This is a genomic window from bacterium, from assembly GCA_016703265.1.
In the GTDB taxonomy this organism is placed as follows: Bacteria; Krumholzibacteriota; Krumholzibacteriia; order LZORAL124-64-63; family LZORAL124-64-63; genus CAINDZ01.
The window spans coordinates 41,940-55,702 of sequence record JADJCK010000004.1 but is presented as its reverse complement, the minus strand read 5'-3'; the positions used below and the strand labels follow the sequence as shown (position 1 = coordinate 55,702).

General features: G+C 70.2%; 12 protein-coding genes. 5 read left to right on the top strand and 7 right to left on the bottom strand.

Annotated elements, in window-relative coordinates:
- Window positions 1-86: 86 nt before the first annotated feature.
- Both IPG61_07475 and IPG61_07470 read left to right on the top strand, forming a co-directional pair.
- Window positions 87-1,907, top strand: a complete 1,821-nt coding sequence (locus tag IPG61_07475; protein ID MBK6733920.1) for an ATP-binding cassette domain-containing protein — start codon at window positions 87-89, stop codon at window positions 1,905-1,907.
- A gap of 196 nt (window positions 1,908-2,103) precedes the next feature.
- Window positions 2,104-2,631: a sigma-70 family RNA polymerase sigma factor gene (locus IPG61_07470; GenBank protein ID MBK6733919.1), complete on the top strand. Its 528-nt coding sequence runs from the start codon at window positions 2,104-2,106 to the stop codon at window positions 2,629-2,631.
- On the opposite strand, the gene IPG61_07465 is transcribed toward IPG61_07470, so the two are convergent.
- Together IPG61_07465 and IPG61_07460 are read right to left on the bottom strand one after the other, a co-directional pair.
- Window positions 2,579-3,493, bottom strand: coding sequence for a DMT family transporter (locus IPG61_07465; protein ID MBK6733918.1), 915 nt, complete (start codon window positions 3,491-3,493; stop codon window positions 2,579-2,581). The two genes, IPG61_07470 and IPG61_07465, sit on opposite strands and share 53 nt — an antisense overlap.
- 81 nt (window positions 3,494-3,574) lie before the next feature.
- A complete protein-coding gene (locus IPG61_07460) occupies window positions 3,575-4,462 on the bottom strand; it encodes a DMT family transporter (protein MBK6733917.1) in 888 nt (295 codons plus the stop codon).
- A gap of 155 nt (window positions 4,463-4,617) precedes the next feature.
- Here IPG61_07460 and IPG61_07455 point away from each other — a divergent pair, with 155 nt between their 5' ends.
- Window positions 4,618-4,884: a hypothetical protein gene (locus IPG61_07455; GenBank protein ID MBK6733916.1), complete on the top strand. Its 267-nt coding sequence runs from the start codon at window positions 4,618-4,620 to the stop codon at window positions 4,882-4,884.
- 65 nt (window positions 4,885-4,949) lie between these two features.
- Here the strand turns inward: IPG61_07455 and IPG61_07450 are convergent, their stop codons facing one another.
- The 3 genes from IPG61_07450 to IPG61_07440 form a co-directional block, all read right to left on the bottom strand.
- Entirely contained in the window at window positions 4,950-6,176 is a 1,227-nt protein-coding gene (locus IPG61_07450) for an ABC transporter permease (protein ID MBK6733915.1), read from the bottom strand.
- Entirely contained in the window at window positions 6,173-6,877 is a 705-nt protein-coding gene (locus IPG61_07445) for an ABC transporter ATP-binding protein (GenBank protein ID MBK6733914.1), read from the bottom strand. The genes IPG61_07450 and IPG61_07445 overlap by 4 nt, the downstream gene beginning before the upstream one ends.
- Before the next feature lie 89 nt (window positions 6,878-6,966).
- Window positions 6,967-8,292: an efflux RND transporter periplasmic adaptor subunit gene (locus IPG61_07440; protein ID MBK6733913.1), complete on the bottom strand. Its 1,326-nt coding sequence runs from the start codon at window positions 8,290-8,292 to the stop codon at window positions 6,967-6,969.
- Between the two features lie 142 nt (window positions 8,293-8,434).
- Here IPG61_07440 and IPG61_07435 point away from each other — a divergent pair, with 142 nt between their 5' ends.
- Complete coding sequence (locus tag IPG61_07435) at window positions 8,435-8,932, top strand: DUF2721 domain-containing protein (protein ID MBK6733912.1); 498 nt, start codon at window positions 8,435-8,437, stop codon at window positions 8,930-8,932.
- Here IPG61_07435 and IPG61_07430 read toward each other — a convergent pair.
- Both IPG61_07430 and IPG61_07425 read right to left on the bottom strand, forming a co-directional pair.
- Window positions 8,904-10,838: a DUF3857 domain-containing protein gene (locus IPG61_07430; protein MBK6733911.1), complete on the bottom strand. Its 1,935-nt coding sequence runs from the start codon at window positions 10,836-10,838 to the stop codon at window positions 8,904-8,906. The two genes, IPG61_07435 and IPG61_07430, sit on opposite strands and share 29 nt — an antisense overlap.
- On the bottom strand, window positions 10,835-12,880 hold the full coding sequence (locus IPG61_07425; protein MBK6733910.1) for a DUF3857 domain-containing transglutaminase family protein: 2,046 nt from the start codon (window positions 12,878-12,880) through the stop codon (window positions 10,835-10,837). The genes IPG61_07430 and IPG61_07425 overlap by 4 nt, the downstream gene beginning before the upstream one ends.
- A gap of 128 nt (window positions 12,881-13,008) precedes the next feature.
- On the opposite strand from IPG61_07425, the gene IPG61_07420 reads away from it, so the two are divergent.
- The gene (locus IPG61_07420) at window positions 13,009-13,752 is read left to right on the top strand and encodes a DUF1211 domain-containing protein (GenBank protein MBK6733909.1); all 744 of its coding nucleotides are present in this window, start codon (window positions 13,009-13,011) and stop codon (window positions 13,750-13,752) included.
- Window positions 13,753-13,763: the final 11 nt, after the last annotated feature.

Sequence of the window (13,763 nt, the reverse complement as noted above, 5' to 3'; positions counted from 1 at the left end):
GTGGTCCAGGGGCGAACCTAAACGCTGCGACGGCGCCCCTGCGGCCCGTCGCGAGGATCCGCGAACAAGGCGAGGAGCCTGCCGGCATGGCCCTGCTCGAACTCAAATCGGTCAACCTGTCCCTCGGTGGACCGCCCGTGCTCGACCAGGTGGACCTGGGCGTCGAGAAGGGCGAGCGCATCTGCCTGCTCGGCCGCAACGGCGAGGGCAAGACCACCCTGCTGCGCCTGCTGGCGGGGGAGATGCGACCGGATTCGGGCGAGGTCATCCGCCGTTCCGGCATGGGCATCGGCTTCCTGCCGCAGGAAGTGCCGGCAGACCTGTCCGGCCCCGTGCGCGAGGTGGTGGCCGGCGGCCTGGCCGGCCGGGCCGAGCTGGCGACCGGCGAGAGCTGGCGGCTGGAGCACCTGGTCGAGACGATCCTCGAACAGGCGGGCCTGGACGGGAAGGCGGAGTTCACGGCGCTCTCGATGGGCAACAAGCGGCGCGTGCTGCTGGCGCGCGCGCTGGTGGGCGAGCCCGAACTGCTGCTGCTCGACGAGCCGACGAACCACCTGGACATCGACGCCATCGCCTGGCTCGAAGAGCAGCTGCGCCGGTTCGAGGGCACGCTGTTCTTCGTCACGCACGATCGTGCGTTCCTGCGGGGGATGGCCGGGCGCGTCATCGAGCTGGACCGCGGCCGCCTGCGCGACTGGACCTGCGACTACGACACCTTCCTGCGCCGCCGCGACGAGACCCTGCGCGCCGAGCGCGCCCAGTGGGCCGAGTTCGACCGCAAGCTGGCCGAGGAGGAAGTGTGGATTCGCCAGGGAGTGCGGGAACGCCGCACCCGCAACGAAGGCCGCGTGCGCGCCCTGAAGGCGATGCGCGAGGAACGCCGTGAGCGCCGCGAACGGCTGGGCGATGCGGTGCTGCAGCTGCAGGAGGCCGAACGCAGCGGCAAGCTGGTGCTGAAGGCGGAGCACCTGGACTTTTCCTGGGGCGACAAGGTCATCGTCAGCGACTTCAGCACGGCGATCATGCGCGGCGATCGCGTGGGCCTGCTGGGCCCGAACGGCGCCGGCAAGACCACGCTGCTGCAACTGCTGCTGGGGCGCCTGCAGCCGGCCGCCGGCACGGTGCGCCACGGCACGAACCTGCAGATCGCCTACCTGGACCAGCAGCGCGCCCAGCTCGACGAGACGAAGACGGTGCAGGAGAATGTCTGCGGTGTGGGCGACACCATCATGCTCAACGGGCGCAGCCTGCACGTGATCACCTACCTGCAGAACTTCCTGTTCACGCCCGATCGCGCGCGCAGTCCGCTGACGCGGCTTTCCGGAGGCGAGCGCAACCGCCTGCTGCTGGCCAAGCTGTTCACGCAGCCGGCCAACCTGCTGGTGCTCGACGAGCCGACCAACGACCTGGACCTGGAGACGCTCGACCTGCTCGAGGAGCTGGTGCTGGAGTTCAGCGGCACGCTGCTGGTGGTCAGCCACGACCGTGAGTTCCTGGACAACGTCACGACCAGCACCCTGGCGCTCGAAGGCAACGGCCTCGTGTCCGAGACGGTGGGCGGCTATGCCGACTGGCTGCGCGTGTCGCGCGTGGCGAAGCAGGCCGAGGCCGAAAGGGAGCGGCGGGAGCGGAAGGCTGCGGCGCCGGTGCGCCCGGAAGCGGCCCCGGCCGGCGACAAGCCGCGCAAGCTGACCTGGAAGGAGAACCAGGAACTGGCGGGGCTGCCGGCGAAGATCGAGGCCATGGAGGCGGATCTGGCTGCCCTCCACGGGCGCCTGGCCGATCCAGCCCTCTACCGCGAGGCGGGCGGCGAGGTTCCCGGGCTCCAGGCCCGGCTTGGGGAACTGGCGGGGGAACTGGCGACGGTCTATGCGCGGTGGGAGGATCTGGAGTCGCGGCAGGGTTGAGCCGGCCCGTGGGGCGGCGACCGCGTGATACTGAAGATCACCGGCAGATTCACTCCCGGGGCGAGGCCGCCGGGCCGTGTCCCGGGGCGGCGATTGCGATCATCCGGTCCGGCTAGTATAATCACCCGACATTCAATGATCCCACGAACATCGCGTCCGCCATCGCCCCGGCGCCACGAACGAGCAGAGCCCTATCATGACTGATCGCCCATCCGAGACAGGCGACCGCCTCGCCGAGTACATGCCTCTGGTCTACGGCCACCTGCGCAAGCTGGCCGAGAGCCGCCTGCGCCGCGAACGCGGCAACCACACGCTGCAGCCCACGGCGCTGGTCAACGAGGTCTACCTCAAGTTCGACCGCCAGAACAAGCTCGACATCCAGGGGCGGACGCACTTCCTGGCCATGTCGGCCACGGCTATGCGCCAGGTGCTGGTGGACCACGCGCGGCAGCGGAAAGCGCAGAAGCGCGGCGGCGACGCGCTGCTGGTGGAGCTTGACGAGTCGGCGGTCGTCGACGACGGCCGCGCGCAGGACATGCTCGACCTGCATCGCGCGCTGGAGAAGCTGTCCGAACTCGACGCGATGGAGGCGCGCATCGTCGAGATGCGCTTCTTCGCCGGGCTGACCGAGGTCGAGATCGCGCGCGAACTGAAGGTCTCCGAGCGGACGGTCAGGGACCAGTGGAGCCACGCGAAGGCGTGGCTGCGGCGCGAGTTGGCCTGACCGCGGACGGCGCCCGCAACACCACGAATGTCCCGGCAATCACCAGCGCGCACCCTGCCAGCATCGAGGGCGTGACCTTCTCGCCCAGGAACACGACGCCCCATACCATCCCGAAAACCGGCATCAGGAACGTGACGGTCAGCGCGCGGGCCGGCCCCACGTCGGCCATGAGGCGGTAGTAGAGCAGGTAGGCCACGGCGCTGCACAGCACGGCCAGGGCGATGACGCTCAGCACGGCCGCCGCGCCTGGCGTGTGCGGCGGCGGCGAGGCCAGCGCCAGCGGCAGCAGCGCCAGCCCGGCCATGGCCTGGCTCGCGCCGGCCATCGCCATCGGCTTGATGTGGGCCGCGCGGAGCTTGAGGTACACGCCCGTCAGGGCGTAGCACATCGCCGCAATCAGGCAGGCCACCACGGCGCGCAGGAAGCTCGCATCGACGTCGGCGCCGCCCACCTTCGCGACCAGGCCCACGCCGAGCGCGCCCAGCAGCAGGCCGGTCACCTTGCGCAGGGTCAGCGCCTCGCTGAGCCAGACGGCGGCGAACACGGCGCCGAACAACGGCGCGGTCGCGTTCAGGATGACCGAGTACGAGGCCGGGATGTGCAGCGCCGCGTAGCTGTACAGCGTGAACGGCACCGCCGAGTTGACGACGCCCACGAGCAGGTAATGACGCCAGTTCAGGCGCCACTGCGCGTCAAAGCGCACGGCCCGGAAATACAGCAGCAGCAGCGCGCCGGCCAGCGACACGCGCAGGGTCGCGGTGACGACCGGCCCGAACGCCGGCGCCGCCACGCGCATGAACACGAATGAGCCGCCCCAGATGGCGGCGAGCGCGAGCAGGCGGGCGATGTCGGCTGGACGCATCAAGCGATCCGTTCGCGGGCCGGGTGGCGCTTGCGCCGGCGCAAGCGGTGTGGTCGTAGCGGGCCATCCGCGCGGCGGAAACTAGGCCCTGTTGCCGGGCGCCGCCGGCCGTTTCCGGACCCCGACAGGCCACGTGCCCAGCAGCGCGCCCCCGACCACCAGCACCATGGCGGCCAGCGAAACACCGGTCAAGCGGCCGCCGCCGGTGAGCGCCAGCAGCAGGGTCGAGAGCAGCGGCGTCAGGTACGACAGCAGGCCGATCGTGCGCGGGTCGCCGCGTCGCAGCGCCGCATCCCAGACGATGAAGGCCGCGCCCATCGGCCCCAGGCCCAGCAGCAGCAGCCAGGGCAGGTCGGCTGCACCGATGGTGGCGCGCGGCTCGAACAGCAGGTGGCACAGCAGCGCCAGCAGTCCCGACACGGCGCCGAAGAGGCTGACCGGCGGCGCCTGCGCGGCGCCGCGGCGTGCCGAGGCGAGCGAGTAGGTCGACCAGATGACGGCTGCCGCGATGGCCAGCGCATAGCCGCCGGCATGGGCGCGGTCGAAGGCCAACTGGCCGCGGCCGCCCGTCACCAGCAGGGCCGCACCCAGAAAGCCGGCGAGAGCCGCGACTACGTGCCGCCCGGTCAGGCGCCGCTCGCGGAAGAACACCGGTGTCAGCACGACGATGAGCAGCGGCCAGAGGTAGTTGAGCAGGTTGGCCTCGACTGCCGGCGCTAGGCGCAGCGCCGTGAACAGCGCGGCATGGTAGGCGAACAGGCCGTAGACCCCGAGCGCCAGCACCGGCGCGGGCGCCCGCCAGGCGCGCCACCGGTGGATGCCGGCCAGCGAACCGATCAGCAACGAGGTTCCCGCGAGGAGGAACGGCGGCAGGTCGCGCAGCTTCACGGTCAGCGCGGCCAGCGTGCTCCAGAGCAGGATGGCCAATAAGGCCAGAATGAGGGCGGGGATGGGACGGTGGTGCGGCATCGGGGGAGACTAGGCGGGCAGGGGGTGCGGAGCAATGCCTTGGCTGGATCGGCGGGGACTTGCGCCGGCGCAAGTGCCCCGGCCGAGTCGCGCCAGAAGCCAGCTATCGCATTCATTCCCTTGTGATTAGATCATAAGTCGCTTATGTTGATTCCATGAACACGGAAGTGCGCCGCTACCTGGCCGAGATCGGCCGCCGCGGCGGCCGCAAGAGCCGCCGCCGTCTGGACCCTGAGCAGGCCAGGGCCATGGTCCGCGTGCGGGAGGCGCGCCGGGCGTACCGGCGATTCCACGCCAGTTGTTTCTGGTCGAGCCCGCCCGATCTCGTCATCGGAACCGAAGATGTGGCGTGGGTTGCCGAGCAACTGATGCGAAATGGGGGGCGCGAGGCTTGGCTGAAGGGAGCCAAGCTTTGCGGATGACGATCCTTCGCACCCGGCTTCGGTAACAGCGAACTATCGACCGAGCTATCGACCGAGGTCAGTCGCTACTCGTACCGCAGCGCGTCGATCGGGTTGAGCGCCGCCGCCTTGCGCGCGGGCCAGAAGCCGAAGAACACGCCGACCGCCGCCGAGAAGCCCAGCGCCACGCCGACGGTGCCGCCGTCGATGACCGTGGGCCAGCCCGTGATGCGGCCGACCAGCCAGGAGCCGCCGTAGCCGAGCGCCACGCCGAGCAGGCCGCCGAGCATCGAGAGCACGATGGCCTCGACCAGGAACTGCAGCAGTACGTCGGCCGGGCGGGCGCCGATGGCCATGCGGATGCCGATCTCGCGCGTGCGCTCGGTCACCGACACCAGCATGATGTTCATGATGCCGATGCCGCCCACCAGCAGCGAGATGCCGGCGATGGCGGCGAGCAGGATCGTCATGACTTCGGTAGCGCCGGTGGCGGCGTCGGCCAGTTCGGCCTGGTTCTTCACCTGGAAGTCGTCTTCTTCCCATTCGCCCAGGCCGTGGCTCTCGCGCATGATCGACTTCGCCTCGACCATGGCGGCCTCGACCTCGCCGCCGCTCACGGCAGAACCGAGGATCTGCGCAATGAACTGGTGGCCGGCGAGCCGTTCCTCGACCGTCGTGTAGGGGGCGATGATGACGTCGTCCTGGTCGCTGCCGCTGGCGGTCTGGCCCTTGGGCGCCAGCACGCCGATGACGGTGAACGGCACGTCGCGCAGGATGACTTCCTGGCCGATCGGCGAGCCGCCGTCCTCGCCGAAGATGTTCTTGGCAACGGTGGCGCCCAGCACGCAGACCTTGCGCCGCGAGCGCACGTCGCGCACATCGAAGAACTGGCCGTCGGTCATCTGCCAGTCGCGGATCACCTGGTAGGAGGTGTCCACGCCATAGACGGGGCAACGCCAGTTCATGCCGTTGCCGCCGCGAATGCGGCCGAAAGCCATGATGACAGGCGAGACGTCGGCCAGGTGAACGGCTTCGCGCTTCAGCTTGTCGGCATCCTCGGTCTTCAGGCGGTTGAAGCTGCCGGCGCCGCCGCGCACGTTGCCGGTGTTGGCGGCACCCGGCGTGATGACGACCATGTTGGTGCCGAGGTTCTTGATGCTCGCCTCGATGCGCGACTTGGCGCCGTGCCCGATGGCCACCATGACGATCACGGCGCCGACGCCGATGATGATGCCCAGCGCGGTCAGCGTGCTGCGCATCTTCGTGCGGCGGATGCTGCGCAGGGCGATGCGGATCAGCATCTGGGGCTTCATGCGTTCACCTTCCGGCGGGCGTCGATGGCGGCGAGGTCGGCGGCGGCGTTGCCGCGCGGACTGACCGGTTCGTCGCGCACGATGAGGCCGTCGCGCAGCTCGACGATGCGCTTGGCGTAGTGGGCGATGTTGTCCTCGTGGGTGACCATGACTACGGTCAGGCCCTGGTCGTTCAGTTCCTGGAACAGCGCCAGCACCTCGACGCTGGTGCGGGAGTCGAGATTGCCCGTGGGCTCGTCGGCCAGGAGCAGCGCCGGTTCGGTCACCAATGCCCGGGCGATCGCCACGCGCTGCTGCTGCCCGCCCGAGAGTTCGTTCGGCAGGTGCGAGGCACGGTCGGCCAGGCCGACGCGCGCAAGGGCCTTCTCGGCGGCCTCGCGCACGCTCTGCTTGCGGGCGCGGCGGTCGTACATCATCGGCAGTTCGACGTTTTCCAGCGCGCTGGTGCGCGCCAGCAGGTTGAAGCCCTGGAAGACGAACCCGATGCGCCGGTTGCGCAGGTCGGCCAGCTGGTTGCGGTCCATGATCTCGACGCGCTCGCCATCCAGTTCGTAAGAGCCTGCGGTGGGCTTGTCGAGGCAGCCGAGCATGTTCATCATCGTCGACTTGCCCGAGCCCGAGGCGCCCATCACGGCGACCATCTCGCCCTTGGTCACGGTCAGGTCGATGCCTGCGAGAGCCTGGACCTCGGTGGAACCCATCACGTAGGTCCGGGTCAGGCCGCGGATGCGGATGACTTCAGCTGCCCGGTTGCCCTCGGCCTGGCTGATTTGGGCGGCCACGGCGTCCCCTAGAAGCCGCCCGGCCGCGGGGGGCCGGACTGGCGTTGCTGCTGGAAGGGCGAGCTCGTCGCGGCAGTTGCCGCGGCGGCTGCGGTGGTGACGCCGGCGATGACCTTTTGGCCCTCGGCAGCCTCGCGTCCGCGGATCTCGGTGTTGGTGCCGTCGGTGATGCCGGTGCGGACGAACATCACGTCGAGCTTGCCGTTCTCGTCGGTGAACCAGAGCGTGCCGCGGTTGGCGGGCATGCCGCCGGGAGCGCCGTGGGCGCCGCCGCCGGGCATGCCGGTCATGCCGCCCGCCGCCTGGCCGCCTGAAGACCCGCCGGCCGCACCCCGCGTACGCGACGTATCGCCCGGCGCCCCGCCGGGGCCGCCCTGGGCCTGCATGGCGGCGCGCTTGCGCTCGATGATCGCGGTCATGGTTTCCTGGTCGGGGCGGTAACGCAGTGCCGCATTGGCCACCTGCAGCACGTCCTGCACCTGGTCGACGATGAACTCGACCGAGGCGGTCATGCCCGGCAGCAGGCGCTGGTCGGCGTTCGGCACGTCGACCACGGCGATGTAGGTGACCACGTTCTCCTGCGTGACCGACTGCAGGCGCACCTGGCGCACAGTGCCGGAGAACGAGTCGTCGGGGTAGGCCTGCACGGTGAACTTGACGGGCAGCCCGACCTTGATCTGGCCGATGTCGCTCTCGTCGACCGAGACCAGGATCTGCATGGCCGCCAGGTCGCCGGCGATCTGGAACAGCTGCGGCGCCGAGAACGAGGCCTGCACCGTCTGCCCGGGGTCGATGCTGCGCTGCACGACGATGCCGTCGATGGGCGAGGTGATGGTGGCGTAGCCGAGGTTCCGCTCGGCGCGCTCGAGGTCGACCTTGGCCGACTTGGCGCTGGCGCGGGCCGCATCGCGGTTGTACTGGGCGGTGTTGAACTCGCTGTCGGAGATCATCTTCTGGTCGTGCAGCTCGCTCAGGCGCTGGTACTCGGCCTCGGCGTGACGCTGTTCGGCCTCGATGCGCTCGAGCTGGGCGCGCGATGACGAAACGGCCGAGATCAGCAGCGTCTTGTCGATGCGGGCGATGACCTGGCCGGCCGTGACATGGGAGTTGAAGTCGACCAGCACTTCGTCGACGATGCCGCTGACCTGCGTGCCGACCTGCACCGTGGTCACCGGCTGCAGGTTGCCCGTGGCGGCGACGACCGAGGCCAGGTCGCCCTTGGTGATCTCGACCAGGCGATAGCTGGTCGGTTCGGCGGCGCGGCTGTCCCTGAACTTCCAGAAGCCCACGGCCGCAACGGCCAGCACCAGCACGACCACGATGATTCTACGCATGGATCTCTCCCCGTCCGGATCACGTTCGCTGCAACCACCAGTCCAATCTAACGCACCGGAAGCCATTGACCAGCGGCAAGAAAGCGCCTCCCCGGTTGCGGGGGCACCGCCGGCTACCCATCATGGGGACAAGGAGGCGCGAATGACCAACCTGGTGCCCGTGCTGCAGACCGCGGTGGGGCCGGCGATCCTGGTTTCGGGAACCGGCCTGTTGCTGCTGACCATGACCAACCGGCTGGGCCGGGCCATCGACCGCGCGCGGGTGATGGGGCCGTTGCTGGCCGAGGCGTCGCCGGCCAAGCGGGCGGTCATGGAGGCGCAGATCGCCATCATCTGGCGGCGCGCCGGGCAGATCCGCACGGCCATCGCGTTCGCCACCGGCAGCGCCCTGCTGGCCGCCGTGCTGGTGGTGGCGCTGTTCGTGACCGCCATCGTGGGCGTGGAGGCGACGGCCGTCATCGCCACGCTGTTCATCGGCTGCATGGTCTCGCTGGTGATATCGCTGTCGATCTTCCTCTACGACGTGAACCGCTCGCTGACGGCCCTGCGGCTCGAGCTCACCTCGCACGGCATGGACCGGTCGCATTTCGCGACCGGTCCCGACGCTGCCGCTACTTCTTCGCCGCCGGACGCCAGGTAAGGGTCCCGTTCGCGGCATCCGCCTCTTCCAGCAACAGGGCGCGCAGGGCCGGCCAGAGCGTGGCGGCACCGGCGCTCGCCTCCAGCTGGAGCTCCCGCCGGTAGTCCAGCCAGCCGTCCGCCTCGGTCACGACCAGGCTGAACCGGCCCGCGGCGTTGGCCAGGGCGCGATCGGCCGGCTTCGTCACCACGGCGTCGGCCGGAAGGCGCAGCCGCAGCACCAGCGACTGGCGCAGCGGGCCCCCGAGCAGCACCGGCGTGGCGCGCGATTCCTCGCCCAGCCGGCAGTCGCGGGGCAGCCGGTCGAGCAGGCCGCCGACAGGGCGGCCGACGACGAGCTTGTGGTTGCCCTGGTCGTCAGCTTTGGCCGGCGGCAGGCTCACGTCGCAGCGGAGGTCCGAACCGCTGCGGACCAGCATCGTCAGGCCGGCCGTGGGCGTCGTGGCGCCCGCCAGCACACCGGCGGTAACCGCCTTCGCGTGCTTCGCGAGATCGCCCGGGGCGCCGCCCACGCGGTCGGTGAACGCCAGCAGGCCGCGTCCCGAGATCCAGCCGGAGCCGGTCCAGGCGCTGTCGCCGGCGGCCAGGCTCAGTTCGGCGGTGAACTCGCCGCCTTCGCCGCGCGGCGGCTGCGGCTTGACCTCGCCGTAGAGCCACAGCAGCGGGCGCCCGTCGAGCACGCTCTCGCCGCTGACGGTGAAGTCCTCGGGATCGCAGACGAGGATGGGCCGGCGCGAAGGCGCGTCGGCTCCGCCCTGGATGTGCAGCAGCAGGCGACCGCGTCCGGCCAGGTGCGGCAGGCCGGGCGCGGCGGTGGCGCCCACCGCGTCGGCCAGCACGGGCAGCACCTGCCAGCCGTCGGCCTTCAGCAGCGAAGCCCACAGTACGGCCCGGTCCAGCACGTGGCCGTAGCCCGTTTCCCACGTGCGGGTGGCCGGGCGCGGCGCAAAGGCCCACCAGCGTTCGTCGGTGTGGATGAGGCGCACCGTGGCGGCCAGCCAGCGGCCGCCGGCTTCGACACGGGCGCGGTCGCCGGCAGCCTCGCGGCCGGTGGCGCGCAGCGAGTCGACCACGGCCTTCGGTGCCACGGCGGCTTCCCAGAAGGCGCTGTTCCAGGCGTCGCCGAGCTTGCGCTCGTCGCCGAAGGTCGACCAGGCAACCGTGGGCTCGAACGCCGCCGGCTTGCCGGTCAGCGGCAGGCGCAGGGCCGGCGCCGGGCGCAGCGACCAGGTCAGCACCTGGATTCCGTCGCGCTCGCCGGCAACCGGGGCCGGGGCGCCGTTCAGCTCGAAGTGGTGCAGCTTGCGCGAAGAGGGTGCGCTCACGCTCAGCTGCACCAGCATGGCCGGGTCGCGCTGCGCCAGCACGAAGACATCGTCGACGGCCGGCAGGTTGCGCTCGGTGATGGTGTAGAGCGTCTCCATGATGCAGGGCAGCTCCACGCCATCGTGAAGCAGCATCGTCTCGCGCATGGCGGTGTAGTCGTCGGCATGGTCGACGGCGTAGGGCAGCGTGTGCACGACGGCGGTCTCGCTGATGCGGTTGGCGTCGGGCCACCAGCGGCCTTCGCGCCAGGTGCGGAGCTTCGTGACCTCGAACGTGCAGGTGGCCGAGTTCCAGGGCACGCGCAGGTCGGCGTGCGCGCGCAGGCCGGCCGCCGTGCCGATCCAGACGACGCGGTGCACGGTGGTGGTCACCTGGCCGGCGTCATTGATCGCGACGTCGCGACTCTCCAGCAGCAGCACCGCGTCCTGCAGCCTGAAGCCGGGCGATTGCTGCGCGGCCGCCCACAGGGCGTCGAGGTCGTGGCCGGCCGAAGTGCCCAGGCCGGGTGCCGCTGTCGCGGCGCCGGCGCCCACCATGAGGGCGAGGATGACGGCCATGATCGTCATTGGCGTCTTCATCACTTGCCCCCCTTCGTGAAGTGGAACGACTGCTTCGACCAGTCGCGCGAGGCGGCGACAGCCTTGTGGAACCCTGCGTAGCCGTCAGGTGGTATCTGGCGGCGCTTGACGGCCGATTTCGCCGTGACCGTGAACACGCGCCCGTCCTGCGCGGCGCTGCCGGCGAACATGGCGTAGGTCTCGTCGACGGGGTCGGCCTCGGGGGCGTCGGCCAGCTTCCAACCCTGGGGCAGGCGCACGGTTTCCTGCGCGTCGAGCAGCTGCGTGAACATTAGCATCAGCGAGGTTTCGCGTTCCTTCGGCCAGTCCTGGCTGCCGGCGCGGTAGAACGTGGCGTTGCCGTGCATCAGCTGCAGCAGCGGGCTGGTGAAGTCCAGCGTGCCGCCGGTGGTCGTGGCGAAGCGGGGGATGCGGTAGGCGATCTTCAGCCACATGTCGCCGCTGAAGTCGTCGGGCGCCAGGTGCGTGACCGTCACGCCTTCCACGCGCGGGTTGACGGCAGCCAGCAGGCCGGCCACGGCCATCGCCAGTTCCTGGCGCCGCGAGCCGGAGACGAAGCGCCGCAGCCGGGCGTCGGAGGCGCCGCCGCCCGACACGTCGATGGTGCCGCTCAGCGCGCCGTCGTCGGCCAGCACGGCGTTGTGCCGCGCCATCAGCGCCGACTCTTCCGGCGGCGAGTAGGGGATGCGGCTGAGCGTCTGGCCCTCGGGCGAGCCGACCAGGTAGTGCTGCTCGGTCTCGGACTTCGACCAGATGTCGTTGTTGTACGGCACCCAGGTGGGGTCGTACATGCGGAAGGCGCCGTCATCCAGGCGCAGGGCGGTGACGCAGTGGTTGAACTGGTCGGCCGGCACCTGGTCGATGCGGCTGCCGGCCATGGTCATGGCCGCGTAGCTGTCGAGGCCGGCCGCGCGCATCATCGTGATGAGCATGCCGGCGATGTCCTTGCACACGCCCGAGCGCTGCTCGAAGATCATGTTGCCGGGGTGCAGCGTGAAGCCCTCGCCCTGGCCCATGGTCTGGCCGCTGTAACGGATGTTCTGCGCCACCCAGTGCACCAGCACCTCGGCCTTGCGTGCGTCGTCGGCGTTCGTGGCGCGGGCGGCGGCGAGCACCTCGTCGACCTTGGCCTGGATCTCCGGCGTCACCTCGAACTGGTTCCGGTTCACGTCGAAGAACCAGCGGCTCTTGGCTTCCCAACTCTCGGCGGTGGCCATGACGACCTTCGGCGCGAAGTCGCTGGCGTCGGGCTGCGAGGGCTCGTGGGCCCGCGCCGGCATGTCCTTGCACCACCAGGCGTGCGTGGTGGTCTCGGCGTCGTAGGTCACCGAGGAGTAGACAGCGCCGTTGTAGTTCTCCGCGTGCAGGCGCTTGTCCTTCGGCAGCACCAGTTCGTAGCGCTTCTCCTTGATGGGCTGGTCGCCCGCGAACAGGACGATGTCGAAGTACTCGCCAGGCATGGGCGGAATGTACTTCTCGTCGCCGGGGGCGTCGGCCAGGGCCGCGCCACCACTGGCCGCGCCACCCTCGGCCAGCAGCGCGTATGTGAAGCCCTTGCTGAAGGTGACCACCTCGATGCCGTCGCCCACGCGCAGGCGCGGCAACTGCAGCGTCTTGATGCGGTCGCGCCAGTAGATGGCCGACTGCGGCGCCGGCAGGTCGTGCACCCCGGCCACGTCGACCGGCAGTTTCGCGCCGTCGCGCAGCACGTTGACCTCGCGGATCTCCAGCGCCTGGCTCTGCGGGTCGTAGTGCCAGTAGAGCACCGAATTGTCGCGGCAGCCCTCGGGTGTGAGCAGCTTGGTCAACCGGTAGCCGTCTACATAGGTGACGCCGCTTGTCTTGACCCGGTTGACGGCGTGCTCGTAGACGACGACCAGCCCGGCATCCTCGAAGTCCTTCGCCGTGCCGGCGTCGGCCAGGCGCGTGAAGGGCGTGGGAGTCGGGGGTTCGCCCGGGGGGGTGACGGGCGTGGCGGCGAAGGCGGTGGCGGCGATCGCCAGCAGGGCAATGGCCGGCAGCAGCCGGCGGTTGATGGTGCGCACGATGACCTCGCGGGATCTCGGGACCAGTCGCGCCGGCCGGGGCGCCGGCGAGGGACAGGCTGACTCTAGCATCTGGACGAACCGGGCGAAAGCGGCCATGCTGCGGCCCAAACCGGAGGTATCGAGCCGTGAACGAGTGGACTGACGAAAAACTGGCCGAACTGCCCGTCCGCGACCACGTGCGCCAGCGCGGCCTGGCGGCCACCCGCCTGGAGGCGTTCTGCGACGCGGCCTTCGCGTTCTCGGTGACCATCCTGGTGATCAGCACCGGCGGGGTGCCGGGCAGCTACGCCGAACTGCTGGCCGCCCTGCGCGACGTGCCCGCTTTCGCGGCCAGCTTCGCCGCCATCGCCGGGTTCTGGGCTGCCCACCGCATGTGGAGCCAGCGCTACGGGCTGGAGGACCGCACCTCCACGTTCCTCAGCCTGGCGATGGTCTTCGTGATGCTGATCTACGTGTACCCGCTGAAGATGGTCTTCGGGGCGCTGGCCTCGTGGATGAGCGGGGGCGCGCTGCCGGCGAAATTCTCCATCGCCTCGCGAGAGGAGCTGGTGGGCCTGTTCGTCATCTACGGCCTGGGCTTTGCGGCACAGTCGGCCATGCTGGGCCTGCTTTACGCGCACGCGCTGCGGGTGCCCGAACTGCGCCTGAGCGCGCTGGAGCGGCTGCGGACGCGGCACAAGATCGAGTCGTACGTGGTGATGGGCGCCACCGGGCTGGTCTCGGCGCTGTATGCGGCCGTGATGCCCGGGTGGATGGGTGTCTGGGCCGGGTTCATCTACGCGACGCTGCCGATCACCATGCCGATCCAGGCCAGCCGGCAGCTGCGGCAGGTCGAGCGATCGGTGGCGGCGGGCGGTTCCGGCAGCTGAGGCGCGTGCCG

Coding starts and splice junctions, on each gene's coding strand:
- IPG61_07440 (MBK6733913.1), bottom strand. CDS start 8,292: ATGCGTAGAATCATCGTGGTCGTGCTGGTGCTGGCCGTTGCGGCCGTG.
- IPG61_07450 (MBK6733915.1), bottom strand. CDS start 6,176: ATGAAGCCCCAGATGCTGATCCGCATCGCCCTGCGCAGCATCCGCCGC.
- IPG61_07445 (MBK6733914.1), bottom strand. CDS start 6,877: ATGGGTTCCACCGAGGTCCAGGCTCTCGCAGGCATCGACCTGACCGTG.
- IPG61_07475 (MBK6733920.1), top strand. CDS start 87: ATGGCCCTGCTCGAACTCAAATCGGTCAACCTGTCCCTCGGTGGACCG.
- IPG61_07435 (MBK6733912.1), top strand. CDS start 8,435: ATGACCAACCTGGTGCCCGTGCTGCAGACCGCGGTGGGGCCGGCGATC.
- IPG61_07460 (MBK6733917.1), bottom strand. CDS start 4,462: ATGCCGCACCACCGTCCCATCCCCGCCCTCATTCTGGCCTTATTGGCC.
- IPG61_07465 (MBK6733918.1), bottom strand. CDS start 3,493: ATGCGTCCAGCCGACATCGCCCGCCTGCTCGCGCTCGCCGCCATCTGG.
- IPG61_07470 (MBK6733919.1), top strand. CDS start 2,104: ATGACTGATCGCCCATCCGAGACAGGCGACCGCCTCGCCGAGTACATG.
- IPG61_07455 (MBK6733916.1), top strand. CDS start 4,618: ATGAACACGGAAGTGCGCCGCTACCTGGCCGAGATCGGCCGCCGCGGC.